Below are 12,395 nucleotides of genomic sequence, written 5' to 3' on the forward strand. Positions count from 1 at the left end.
CGTTACTGAGAAAGCTTTCCATGCTGCGTATCGATCAGGCATTTCAGCCCTGGGCCCGCTCCCATCCATTGCGTGTGGCGCTGCGCGATGCCGGCACCAATGTCACTTATGCAGAACTGGGCGGACTGGTCTCTCAGGTCGCGTTGCAGCTGGAGGCGGCCGGCGTGCGCGCTGGTGACCGCGTGTTGCTGGTGGCCGAGAATTCGGTGGCGCTGGCCGTGGCGATACTGGCGGTGAGCCAGCTGCGGGCCTGGTCGGCCACGGTCAATGCACGGTTGTCGACGCGCGAGATCACCAACTTCGTACAGCATTCCGGTGCACGTGTGGCGCTGTATTTCAGCGAGGGCTCGCCCGAAGCGGCGCGTCATGGGATCGAGCATGGTGCCACGCCGCAGCAGTGGGACGGTCTTGGCAACCTGCTGGTCGGGCCGTTGCATACCGAGGCGGTGCCTGAACCAGCGGTTCCGGATGTCGCGGTGCTGGTCTATACCTCGGGCACGACGGGCGCCTCGAAGGCCGTGATGCTGACCCATGCCAATCTGCTGTTCATAGGCGCCAATAGTCGGCAGGTGAGGGCGCTGGTGCCGACCGATGTGATTTATGGCGTGCTGCCGCTGTCGCATGTGTATGGCCTGTCGGCATTGCTGATGGCGTCGCTGGTCAGTGGCGCCGAGTTGCGGCTGGTGGCGCGCTTCGATCCGGTCGCGATGGCGCAGGCGTTGCAACACGATGGCGTGACGGTGCTGCATGGCGTACCGGCGATGTACGCGAAGTTGTTGACGCTGGGCGCAGTGCTTGAGGCGCCGCAATTGCGGGTGGCGCAATGCGGTGGCGCGCCGTTGTCGGCATCGGTCAAGGCAGGATTCGAGCAGTGTTTCGGTATCCCGCTGCACAACGGCTACGGCATGACAGAAGCATCACCGTCGATCTGCCAGACCCGGATGGAGTCGCCGCGCACGGATTGTTCGGTGGGTCCGGCCATCGACGGTATCGAGATTCGACTCGACATGATGGGGCAGGAGGAAGTCGCTGCCGGTGTCGGCGAACTGCAGGTGCGCGGCCCGAATGTAATGGCCGGGTATTACCGTGCTCCCGAGCTGACCGCCGAGGTCATCACGTCCGATGGCTGGTTGCGCACTGGCGACCTGGCGCGAATTGCCGCCGATGGCGCGGTCACCATCGTGGGACGCAGCAAGGAACTGATTATTCGCTCCGGCTTCAATGTCTATCCGGCCGAAGTCGAGCAGGTACTGAATGCCTATCCGGACATCGTGCAATCAGCGGTGATTGGGCGCAGCGTGGCCGATAACGAAGAAGTGATTGCCTTCGTCGAACTGCTGCCGGGCTGTGTGCTGGACCAAGCTGCATTGCATGTCTATTTGAAGGCCAACCTGTCGCCATACAAGATGCCGGCAAAAGTCATCGTCCTGGCCGGCCTGCCATCGGCGGCCAGCGGCAAAATCCTCAAGCGCGAGTTGCATCGGCTGGCCGAGAACGCGCATGACTAAATCGCCCGTCATCAAGGAAGACCGTCACTTCGTGACTGCGCTGGCACGCGGACTCGATTTGCTGGCGTGCTTTCGATCCGGCGAGAAGATGCTGGGCAATCAAGAGCTGGCCGAGCGCTGCAAATTACCCAAGTCCACCGTGTCGCGTCTGAGCTATACGCTGACCAAGCTGGGCTACCTGCACTACGACGACGAAGCCGGAAAATACCGGCTCGGTACCGCCACGCTGGCACTTGGCAGCGCGATGTTGCACCGGCTGGATGTGCGTCAGCTGGCCCGTCCGGTGATGCAGCAGATTGCAGATTTTTCACAGGCGATGGTGTCGCTGGGGATGCGGGACCGGCTCAGCATGATTTACGTGGAAAACTGCCGCAGTCAGTCGGCCTTGACGCTCAGTCTGGATGTGGGGTCGCGTATTCCGATTGCGCGCACCGCGATGGGTCGCGCGTATCTGGCACAGGCGCCGACAGGCGAGCGCAACGAGATTCTGGCGCGGATCCGGGAGCTCGACGCATCCGCCTGGCCGCAGGTACACGACGGCGTGCTGCGCTCGATCGACGAATACCAGGAGTTTGGCTGTTGTACCTCGATCGGCGACTGGCAGCCCGACGTGAACGCGATTGCGATTGCCTTTCGGCCACCGGATGGCAGCGCGCCGATCAGCATCAATTGCGGTGGACCGGCGTTCAGTTTGACGGCGGATTTTCTGGTGCAGGAAGTGCGCCCGCAGTTGCTTGACCTGGTCGAGCAACTGCGGCGTCGCATGACTGTCTAGCGCTCGACCCGCTGAAACAGCCGGAATCGCTCGTCGCGGTCGGAGGGCCGACGGCCTTCCCACAGCATTGTCCAGCGTACACCTTCACCGAATGGTGCCAGCGCGTCGGTGCTGTCGCTACTGCGGTTGCTGTCTTGAAGCAGCACGTAATCGCAGTTGCCACCATTGAACGGTGCAAAGCGGACGTCGCCAAAATAGGCAAACGATGCGCGCTGGGTCGGACCGACATTGCTGTCGACGCACTCGGTCGAGCCCGGCAATTTGAGCGCAATTTGCTGTGCCACACCGGCGTAGCTTTTGCCGTAATTGATCCAGGGCAGCCACAACGTCATTAGCAGCAACCAGCACAGGATCACGCCGGCGGTTGATAGCACCACGGCGCGCCAGAGCACGGAAGGTCTGCGCGACAGGCGCCAGTGCACTACCGCGACCCAGGCTGCGGTCGCCAGCGCGGCAGCGATGAAGGCCAGCCCATTGAATTCGGGTTTGAAGCCGGGCGCAAGCTTAAATGCATTGCGCGCAAGTTGTGCCGGCCAGCCCGTCTGTTTGGCGATCCAGCCGATCCAGATGAAGGCAGCCGAGGTCGACAGCGTCATCACCGCGAACCAGTCGACGGCATTGATGGCGCCGCGTTTCATGGTGGGCAAACCGAATGCGGCCAGTATCGCCAGTGGTGGCAGCATCGGCAGCAGGATGCCCTCGACGTGATTCGGACTAATCAGCGCAACCAGCACGACCACGACAAAAAACATCAGGGGTAACGCGATGTGCAGGGCGCTGTACTGCTTGCGCCAGGCATACACGGCCCAGCCAGCGAACGGCCAGGCCGGCCACGCAAACCAGATCCCGTATCTGAAAAAATACTTCAAGCCAGTCAGCGTCGGGAGTGCGATCTGTTCCAGATTCCAATCCATCCAGGCACTCGTCGGCGAGCCGCCGTAAGGCTGCATCACATTCGCCAGCAGCGGCCAGCTAGCGGTCAGGGCCAGCGCTGTTGGCAGGCTCAGCATCAGCAGCCACCTTAGTACGGCGCGCTGCAGGAGCGTCGCCAATAGGGTCATGCCAAGCAGAATGCCAAGGGGCAGCACCCAGCCACGGGTCAGTGCCAACAGGCCCAGCGTGGCGCCGCAGGCCAGGGCAGTGCGCGCCGATGGCAGGTCGGACAAGCGTACCGCTGCGTACAGCGTCATGGCAACCAGCGACACCTGCAGCGCTTCTGCACTGGTTTCGTGGCTGTGCAACAATAAGCCGAGGCAACCCAGATAAATCAGCAATGCGCCATCGGCCAGCGTGCGACCATAGTCGTTGGGTTCGGGTTGTCCGCCGAAAGCCAGCTTCAAGGGTTGGGTTTCGCTGCGACGTCCGAGCAAATACGTGGTGTACCAGATCGACAGGGAGCCCAGCAGGAAAAAGCCGATGGTCGCCAGTCGCGCTGCCATCGCATCGCCTACCAGCCAGCCAAACAGCTTGATGCAAAGCGCACCCATCCAGAACGCCAGCGGTCCCTTGTCGGGCATCGCCAGTCCGACAATATTGGGCCATAACCAGTCCGCAATACTGCCATGCGCCATGGTCCACATGATGCCGAATCCTGCGGCGTCATCGGTCTTCCACGGGTCACGGCCAATCAAGCCGGGCAGGATATACAGGATGCACAATGCGAACAGGGCGAGGCGCGGCAGCGCGAGGGTGGCAGAGGCGGGTAGACGGACAGGCTTCATCAAGACGTGGCGGGTAGCGATTAGCCGAGAGTGGGGTCGGCGTTATTGTGCAGGAAAAGGCGGCGTAACAGTTTGGGTAACCATGTGGGTGCAACAAAAAAGGCAGCCAAGGCTGCCTTTTTATCGTGCTGCAACCAGGAATTAGTCCTGGGCGATCTGGGTCTTTGAACCCACGGTACCAAACTTCTTGCGGAACTTGTCGACGCGGCCGGCGGTGTCAACGATCTTGTGCTTGCCGGTGTAGAACGGATGGGATTCCGACGACACTTCGATCTTCACGAGCGGGTATTGCTTGCCCTCGAACTCAGCCATTTCACGGGTCTGAACGGTCGAACGGGTGATGAATTTGAAGTCGCAGGACAGATCGTGGACCAGTACTTCGCGATAATTTGGGTGAATGCCGTCTTTCATTTGAAGCCTCGGTAGTTTGTTTGGTAGCCAATCGCCACTTCGTCGGTCGTTCTGCTTCTTGACCCGATTGATGATCACTTGCCGTTAAATGGATCGCGGATTATACAAGGGATTGGGGATTGCTAACCCGCTCCGCTGCAAATAGTTGTCGTTGGGCGTGAGATGGCTTACGCACTCACGCCGCCGCGCCGGATCAGGAGTTCCCGCGTCGCATCATGTCGAAGAATTCGGCGTTGTTCTTGGTCGCCTTCATCTTGTCGAGGATGAACTCCATCGCTTCGATTTCATCCATGCTGTACAGCAGTTTGCGCAGTACCCAGATTTTTTGCAGCTGGTCTGGCTTGATCAGCAGCTCTTCGCGGCGGGTGCCGGATTTGTTGAGGTTGATGGCAGGGTAGACGCGCTTCTCGGCCAGGCGGCGCTCAAGATGCACCTCCATGTTGCCGGTACCCTTGAATTCTTCAAAGATCACGTCATCCATGCGGCTGCCGGTTTCGATCAGGGCGGTCGCGATGATGGTCAGCGAACCGCCTTCTTCGATATTGCGGGCCGCACCAAAGAAACGCTTCGGACGCTGCAACGCATTGGCATCCACACCACCGGTGAGCACTTTGCCCGAGGCCGGGATGACGGTGTTGTAGGCACGTGCCAGGCGGGTGATCGAGTCCAGCAGGATCACCACGTCTTTTTTCATTTCGACCAGGCGCTTGGCTTTTTCGAGCACCATTTCGGCGACTTGCACGTGACGGGTGGCTGGCTCGTCAAAGGTCGATGCGACCACTTCGCCACGTACCGAACGCTGCATCTCGGTCACTTCTTCCGGCCGTTCGTCGATCAGCAAGACGATCAGCGTGCAGTCAGGATGGTTCGCGGTAATCGCGTGCGCCATGTGCTGCAGGATGACCGATTTGCCGGATTTCGGCGACGCCACCAGCAAGCCGCGCTGGCCTTTGCCGATCGGCGCGATCAGGTCGATGATGCGGCCGGTGATGTTTTCCTGGCCATTCATTTCACGCTCGAGGCGCAATGGCTGGTTCGGATGCAGCGGTGTCAGGTTTTCAAACAGGATGCGGTGTTTCGAGGCTTCCGGCGATTCGCCGTTGACCTTGTCGACTTTCACCAGCGCGAAGTAGCGTTCGCCATCCTTCGGGGTGCGTACTTCACCTTCGATCGAATCGCCGGTATGCAGATTGAAGCGGCGGATTTGCGATGGCGAGATATAGATGTCGTCGGTGGATGCCATGTAGCTGGCATCGGGCGAGCGCAGGAAGCCGAAGCCGTCAGGCAGCACTTCCAGGGCGCCGTCGCCAAAAATCTGTTCGCCGGATTTCGCGCGTTTTTTCAGGATCGCAAACATCAGCTCCTGTTTGCGCAAGCGGGCGGCGTTATCGATATCGAGGCCGATGGCCATTTCAAGCAGGGCGGAAACGTGTAGCGCCTTGAGTTCTGATAAGTGCATGGTCATTATTGAATATGAGTATCCCGTGACGGGAAAGTAGAGGTGGGGGAGGGAACTGCGTGGTGAAATTATTCGGTGATACGACGTCAGCGACGATGCGGGCGCACCGTCGCTGTCGGGATCAGATGTTGCTGTCGATGAACGAGGTCAGCTGGCCTTTGGCCATGGCGCCCACTTTTTGTGCAGCCGGTACGCCGTTCTTGAATAGGATCAGTGTCGGGATGCCGCGAATGCCAAACTTGGCCGGGATGGCCTGGTTGGCATCCACATCCATTTTCGCAATCAACAGTTTGCCATCATAGTCGTTGGCGATTTCTTCAAGGATAGGGGCGATCGACTTGCACGGACCGCACCACTCTGCCCAGAAATCAACCAGCACAGGCTTGTCGGATTTGAGGACGTCAATGTCGAAAGACGCATCAGTAATGTGTTTGATATTTTCGCTCATGGTGTCGTCTGATAGAGGAATAAAGGTGATTCAGTGGTGAATCAGGGGTGAGTCAACGCCGCAGTTTCGTCGCCATTTCCTGAACTTGCCACAACGCTGCCGTGATGAACTCTACGGAAGAAGATCGTGCTGCAATGGTGGAATTCAAGGGGCTTGCAGGTGGGAGTGAAGAGGCCTGCGGCTAAGTATTTCGGAAACTATAACCGATTTTTACCCGGTGCGGGCCGGGCGGGTGCATTGACATCGACGGCTCACCTGAATTGAGTGATACAGATCGTAGTAGCGGTTCCATTTGACTTTACTTCTCGATGCTTGATTTCGCGGCGCAGGCGGTCTTTATTTGTCAGCTCGCACGCAATACATTGATCACCGTCGACGACGGTTGTAAAAAATTTGAGGATGCAATCAGACGCTTCATGAATTCGCGACGCAGCTTGACAAAAATCCAGTGGGCTTCACCTGAATCGGTTGACGAGAATTCCTTCGCCAAACTATAGTGCCGCATGATTTCAGATTTCACACAACTGTCAGAAAAAGTCGGTCAGCTCGCAGAGCTGGCTATTTCATTGCGCCGCGAAAATGCCGAGCTGCAGAAGTATGCCGTCAGTCTCGCAGTCGACAACGCCGAGCTGACCCGACGCATGCAGGAGGCGCACGACCGCGTTGCCGCATTGCTGGAGCGGTTACCTGCAGATCCGCCAATTGTCCCGATCGAAGTAACAGACACCGAGGAATCCGCATGATCCAGCTGCCAGTCACCATCATGGGTCAGCCGTACACGCTGGTGTGCAAAGAAGGCGAGGAAGCAGTATTGCAATCCGCGGTCGACTATCTGGACAAGCGCATGTGCGCAATTCGCGATGGCGGTAAAGTCAAAGGCAACGACCGGATTGCCGTCATGGCTGCGCTAGGTGTGGCTGCCGAATTGCTGTCAACCAAAGCGCCGCAAGGGCCGCTGTCGGATCTGTCGATGGCCGAGGTGCAGCAACAGATTCAGGGCATGCATCTGGTACTCGATCAGGCCTTGACACCGCAAGAAAACCTGTTCTGAAAACCGCCTTGCTTTCATGCTGACTGCGTCAGGAAAAGCAGTGAAAAAAAGCCGCTAAAACGTTTGACACAAGAACCGATCAGAGTAGACTTTGATTTCCCTGCAGTGCTCGCGATTGCCATATATTCCTTGAGCCATTTAAATGCATCGGCCGCGGAATATTGTTTGGTGGGTGTGCTTGTCGCTAGTCCGATGAGCCCAAAATTGAACTGACTGCAGCCACCTTGAACCTCTTGGTTCGGGATGCCGGCAAAGCGGCACCAGCGGGGATTTATGTTGAAGCGGTTGCATGAAAATGCAGCCGCTTTTTTTCGTCCTGACGATATTCAGTCCTGCCGGTTTCTTGTGTTCCGCACGCATCTTCCGTCTTTGACCAATTACACAGAGTGACCACAACCATGTCCTACTGGCTGATGAAATCCGAACCCACCGAAGTCAGCATCGACGACATGCTGGCCGCTCCGGCCCGGACCATGCCGTGGTTCGGTATCCGCAATTATCAGTCGCGCAATTTCATGCGCGATGCGATGCGGGTGGGTGATGGCGTGCTGTTCTATCACTCCAGTTGTGCCGCGCCCGGGATCGTCGGACTGGCCGAAGTGGCCAGCACACCCTATCCGGATTTCACGCAGTTCGAGCCGCGCAGTCATTACTTTGATCCGAAAGCCACGCCCGAAAATCCGCGCTGGATGATGGTCGACATACGCGCATTGCGGGCAGTGCCGTTGATTCCTCTGTCGGCACTGCGCGCTGCGCCCGAGCTGGCCGACATGCAAGTACTCAAACGCGGCAATCGTCTGTCGATCTCGCGCGTCGAGGCAGCCGACTGGCGCTGGATCAACCAGCATCTGATTGCTCCCGCGACCTGATACGTTTGAAAAAAAAATCCACCTAATCGTCCTTTTCCGCGCAGGAGCCCACCCGATGGACCTCAGTCTGATCATTGCATTTCTCGTTCTTGGCAGCGCCGTTGGTTTTGCTGCAGGTTTGCTGGGTATCGGCGGCGGCATGCTGCTGGTGCCATTCATCACTGCCTTGCTGACCTACAAGGCATTTCCGAAAGAGCTGATCATCCACATGGCGATTGCGACATCGCTGGCCACCATCATGTTCACGTCGGTGTCATCGGTGATCGCGCATCACCGCCGTGGCGCAGTGCGCTGGGACGTGGTCAGGTTGCTCGCACCGGGCATCCTGGTCGGCTCTTGGATCGGTCCGTGGATCGGCAAGCAAATGAACTCGTCCGGACTTGCGCTCTTTTTTGCCGTGTTTGTGGCACTGTCCGCAACCCAGATGCTGTTTGATAAAAAACCGGCAGGCACGCGCGGGTTGCCGCGCGGCGTAGGAATGTTCGGCGCGGGCGGAGTCATCGGTGTGCTGGCAGGGCTGGTTGGCGCCGGTGGCGGATTCATCTCGGTACCGTTCATGACCTGGTGTAACGTCAAGATTCACAATGCGGTCGCCACCAGCGCCGCTCTCGGTTTTCCGATCGCCCTGGCGGGGACGCTGTCGAATGTGTATTTCGGCATGTCGATGCCGGATTTGCCGCCGGGCTCGCTTGGCTTTATTTATCTGCCGGCATTGCTGGTGGTGTCGCTGGCCAGCGTGGTGACTGCACCGCTTGGTGCGAAGGCGGCGCATGCATTGCCCGTCAAGACTCTGAAAAAAGTCTTTGCAGTCACGCTGTATGCGCTGGCCAGTTACATGCTCTACAAGGCGCTGGCGTAACCCCACTTACCGCAGCGCGACAGCCTCACCCGCCGAAGCGCTCGCGCAAGACGTTTTTTTGCACCTTGCTCATGGCATTGCGCGGCAGCTCGTCGACAAAGTGCACTTGCTTGGGCACCTTGAAATTGGCGATTTGCGATTTCATCATTGCAATGACTTGCGCTTCCGACAGACCCGTGCCCGGCTGTGCAACGATGACAGCCACCACGGCTTCGCCGAAGTCCGGATGGGGTATGCCAATCACCGCCGATTCCTGCACGCCATCGAGCTCGTCGAGGAAGGATTCGATTTCTTTCGGATAGATGTTGTAGCCGCCCGAAATGATCAGGTCCTTGCTGCGACCAACGATGCTGAGGTAACCGTTCGGATCCATGCAGCCGACATCGCCGGTCATGAAATAACCATCGGCCGTGAACTCCTGCGCAGTTTTTTCCGGCATCTGCCAGTAGCCCCTGAAAATGTTCGGGCCGCGGGCCTGGATACCGCCGATCTCACCGACAGCGCAGGGCACGTTGTCGTCACCCACCACACGCAGTTCGACACCCGGTAGGGGCAATCCGACCGTGCCGCCGATGCGTTCGCCATCATACGGATTCGACGTCATCATGGCAGTTTCGCTCATGCCATAGCGTTCCAGTATCGTCATGCCGGTGCGTTCGGTGAAGGCGCGAAACGTCTCCAGCAGCAAGGGTGCCGAACCTGAAATGAACAGGCGGATCGACGCGCATGCCGCGCGATCGAATGCCGGATCGGCCAGCAGTCGCACATAAAAGGTCGGCACGCCCATGAAGATCGTGGCCTGAGGCAAATATCGAATCACTTCGGCGCAGTCGAACTTCGGCAGGAAGATCATCTTGCTGCCGTTGAGCAGCGCGCCATGGCACGCCACGAACAGGCCGTGGATGTGGAACAGCGGCAGCGCATGCAGTAACACATCGTCCGCTTGCCAGTGCCAGTACTGCTGCAATACCTGCGCATTCGATGCCAGGTTGTGATGGGTCAGCATCGCGCCTTTGCTGCGGCCGGTGGTGCCCGACGTGTACAACAGCGCGGCCAGATCATCGGGCGTCACGGCGACGGTGTCGAACGCGTCCGGATGGGTTGCTGCGCGTTCCAGCAGCGAGCCGTGGCGCTGATCGTCCAGCGTGAAAACATGCCGCGTGCCTGCCGAAAAAGCCAGTTTCGAGACCCAACCGAAATTGGCCGGTGAACACACCACCACTGCCGGTTGGGCATCGTTGATGAAGTAGTCGATTTCGGTCGTGCGGTAGGCGGTATTGAGCGGAACGAAGGTGAAGCCGGCGCGCAGCGTGGCCAGGTAGGCCATCAGCGCTTCCGGAGATTTCTCGACCTGCACGGCAATGCGGGAGCCGGGTGCCAGGCCGAGGCTGGCGAACAGGTTGGCGATGCGGGCACTGGCGCGCTCCAGGTCGTCCCAGCTGTACTGCAGACCGTCATGGTTTTCAATTGCGCAGGTGGATCGGTCCACTGGAAAATGCGCCGCAAACAGCGCGTAGAGATTGTTGTTCATCGTGCTGCTCCGGGACTGCTGCGATACGCCACCACCAGCAACACGACACCCAGCACGATCATCGGTACCGACAACATCTGTCCTGCCGAAATCGTCACCGGACCGATGGGTACCAGATAATCGGGAGTGCGGAAGTACTCGGTAAAAAAGCGCGCACAGCCATAGCCCAGTGCGAACAAACCGCTGACCGCCATCCGTGGCCGCGCCTTGCGTGCATACAGCCACAGCACGATAAATAGCAGCAGGCCATCGACCAGTGCCTGGTAGATCGGCGACGGATGACGCGGCAGGTTATCGACATTCGGCCAGATCATTGCCCATGGCAGGGTTGCGTCGGCGATGCGGCCTGGCAGTTCGGCATTGATGAAGTTGCCGATGCGACCGAATGCGTAACCGAGGGGCACTAGCGGCGCAATGAAATCCATCACGTCCATCAAGTGCCGGCCACGGCGCCGGCTCCAGATCGCCATCGCCAGCAGCACGCCGAGGAAGCCACCGTGGAACGACATGCCACCTTTCCAGACCATGAAAATTTCTAGCGGATTGCTGAAGTAATAGAGCGGGTTATAGAAAAGCACTTCGCCTAACCGGCCACCGATGACGACACCAAGCACGCCATAAAACAGCATGTCGTCGAGGTCCTCTTTTTTCCAGCCCATCACGGCGATATGGGCCTGCCTGATACGCAGGCGGCCCAGCAGCATGAACTGCGCAAACGCGGCCAGGTACATCAGTCCGTACCAGCGGATGGCCAACGGGCCAAGATGAATCGCGATCGGATCGGGCATCGGGTGAATCAGCATTTAGGTTTTCTTTCGCAGTAATTCAAGGAAGGCATGCAGCACCGGAGAATGGTTGTCGCGGCGCCAGGCGAGGCCGGTTTCGACTAACGGCGTCTTGCCGCGCAAGGTCTTGTATTCGACGCCGGGGCGCTTCAAATTTGACACGGATTGTGGCACAAGCGCGATGCCCATGCCTGCAGAAACGAGTCCGACGATGGTTTGCATCTGGATCGCTTCCTGGCCGATGCGCGGTGTCAATCCGGCTTCGTGAAAGGTCGCGAGGATCGCATCATGGAACGCGGGAGCGATCCGGCGCGGGAAAATAATCAGCGGGAATTCGGCGACGGTTTTCAGCGCCACCGGCGTTTTGCCGGCGAGCGCCTTGATGCCCGTTGGCGCCGCCAGGATTAGCGGCTCGGACAGCACCTGCCGGTAGGCCAGTTCGGCACCGGATTTTTCGGGCAGCGGCGGGATCAGCAGGCCGACATCGATGCGGTTCTGGGCCAGGTCATCGAGCTGGATATCGGTCGTCGCTTCGCGCAATTCGATCTGCACGTGCGGATAGTGTTCACGGAATTCGCGCAGGAAGGGCGGCAGCACGCTGTAATCGGCGGTCGAGACAAACGCCAGTACCAGTCGGCCCGATTCACCCGACGCGGCCTGATGCACTAGTTCCGGCAGTGCATGCGCTTGTGCCAGCAGTCGCCGCGCTTCGGTCAGCAGCGCGCTGCCGGCGGGCGTCAACGCGACGCTGCGATTGGTGCGGGCGAACAGGCTATTGCCGAGCGTGGCTTCGAGCGCCTGAATGGTTTGCGATAGCGGCGGCTGCGTCATGTGCAGGCGCACGGCAGCGCGGCCGAAGTGCAATTCTTCAGCCACGGCAACGAAGTAACGCAACTGGCGCAGTTCGATCGTCATTGGTGTTCGCCCAGGTTTTCGTTATATCCAAAACATATCAATCACGTGCGAATCATATATTTG

General features: G+C 58.9%; 13 protein-coding genes and 1 other RNA gene. 7 read left to right on the forward strand and 7 right to left on the reverse strand.

Going from position 1 to position 12,395, the window contains the following annotated elements:
• Positions 1-20: 20 nt before the first annotated feature.
• Together ABD720_RS12690 and ABD720_RS12695 are read left to right on the forward strand one after the other, a co-directional pair.
• A complete protein-coding gene (locus tag ABD720_RS12690; RefSeq protein ID WP_344763701.1) occupies positions 21-1,508 on the forward strand; it encodes a class I adenylate-forming enzyme family protein in 1,488 nt (495 codons plus the stop codon).
• A complete protein-coding gene (locus ABD720_RS12695; RefSeq protein ID WP_344763702.1) occupies positions 1,501-2,283 on the forward strand; it encodes an IclR family transcriptional regulator in 783 nt (260 codons plus the stop codon). The genes ABD720_RS12690 and ABD720_RS12695 overlap by 8 nt, the downstream gene beginning before the upstream one ends.
• On the opposite strand, the gene ABD720_RS12700 is transcribed toward ABD720_RS12695, so the two are convergent.
• From ABD720_RS12700 to trxA, 4 genes are all read right to left on the reverse strand, one after another.
• Positions 2,280-4,004 carry an ArnT family glycosyltransferase gene (locus ABD720_RS12700; protein WP_344763761.1) on the reverse strand — a complete coding sequence of 575 codons (1,725 nt, stop codon included), beginning with the start codon at positions 4,002-4,004 and terminating at the stop codon, positions 2,280-2,282. The genes ABD720_RS12695 and ABD720_RS12700 overlap by 4 nt on opposite strands.
• Before the next feature lie 141 nt (positions 4,005-4,145).
• Positions 4,146-4,415, reverse strand: coding sequence for a type B 50S ribosomal protein L31 (locus ABD720_RS12705; protein ID WP_344763703.1), 270 nt, complete (start codon positions 4,413-4,415; stop codon positions 4,146-4,148).
• A 193-nt stretch (positions 4,416-4,608) separates the two neighbouring features.
• Positions 4,609-5,874, reverse strand: coding sequence for a transcription termination factor Rho (gene rho, locus ABD720_RS12710; RefSeq protein ID WP_344763704.1), 1,266 nt, complete (start codon positions 5,872-5,874; stop codon positions 4,609-4,611).
• Positions 5,875-5,995: 121 nt separating this feature from the next.
• The gene (trxA, locus tag ABD720_RS12715) at positions 5,996-6,322 is read right to left on the reverse strand and encodes a thioredoxin TrxA (protein WP_344763705.1); all 327 of its coding nucleotides are present in this window, start codon (positions 6,320-6,322) and stop codon (positions 5,996-5,998) included.
• 503 nt (positions 6,323-6,825) lie between these two features.
• On the opposite strand from trxA, the gene ABD720_RS12720 reads away from it, so the two are divergent.
• The 5 genes from ABD720_RS12720 to ABD720_RS12740 all read left to right on the forward strand — a co-directional run bounded on the left by ABD720_RS12720 (position 6,826) and on the right by ABD720_RS12740 (position 9,101).
• Entirely contained in the window at positions 6,826-7,065 is a 240-nt protein-coding gene (locus ABD720_RS12720; RefSeq protein ID WP_344763706.1) for a DUF904 domain-containing protein, read from the forward strand.
• Positions 7,062-7,373, forward strand: a complete 312-nt coding sequence (locus ABD720_RS12725; protein ID WP_344763707.1) for a cell division protein ZapA — start codon at positions 7,062-7,064, stop codon at positions 7,371-7,373. Before ABD720_RS12720 ends, ABD720_RS12725 begins: the two co-directional genes overlap by 4 nt.
• 94 nt (positions 7,374-7,467) lie before the next feature.
• Positions 7,468-7,647, forward strand: a non-coding RNA gene (gene ssrS, locus ABD720_RS12730) — 6S RNA.
• A gap of 124 nt (positions 7,648-7,771) precedes the next feature.
• A complete protein-coding gene (locus ABD720_RS12735) occupies positions 7,772-8,242 on the forward strand; it encodes an EVE domain-containing protein (protein WP_344763708.1) in 471 nt (156 codons plus the stop codon).
• Between the two features lie 55 nt (positions 8,243-8,297).
• Positions 8,298-9,101 (forward strand): sulfite exporter TauE/SafE family protein, encoded by an 804-nt coding sequence (locus ABD720_RS12740; protein WP_344763709.1) that lies wholly within the window; start codon positions 8,298-8,300, stop codon positions 9,099-9,101.
• Between the two features lie 25 nt (positions 9,102-9,126).
• Here the strand turns inward: ABD720_RS12740 and ABD720_RS12745 are convergent, their stop codons facing one another.
• From ABD720_RS12745 to ABD720_RS12755, 3 genes are read right to left on the reverse strand one after another with little or no spacing between them, the layout of a single operon-like run.
• A complete protein-coding gene (locus tag ABD720_RS12745) occupies positions 9,127-10,632 on the reverse strand; it encodes a malonate--CoA ligase (RefSeq protein WP_344763710.1) in 1,506 nt (501 codons plus the stop codon).
• Complete coding sequence (gene lgt / locus ABD720_RS12750; RefSeq protein WP_344763711.1) at positions 10,629-11,435, reverse strand: prolipoprotein diacylglyceryl transferase; 807 nt, start codon at positions 11,433-11,435, stop codon at positions 10,629-10,631. Before lgt ends, ABD720_RS12745 begins: the two co-directional genes overlap by 4 nt.
• Complete coding sequence (locus ABD720_RS12755) at positions 11,436-12,332, reverse strand: LysR family transcriptional regulator (protein WP_344763712.1); 897 nt, start codon at positions 12,330-12,332, stop codon at positions 11,436-11,438.
• Between the last annotated feature and the right edge of the window lie 63 nt (positions 12,333-12,395).

This window comes from Actimicrobium antarcticum (assembly GCF_039536745.1).
In the GTDB taxonomy this organism is placed as follows: domain Bacteria; phylum Pseudomonadota; class Gammaproteobacteria; order Burkholderiales; family Burkholderiaceae_D; genus Actimicrobium; species Actimicrobium antarcticum.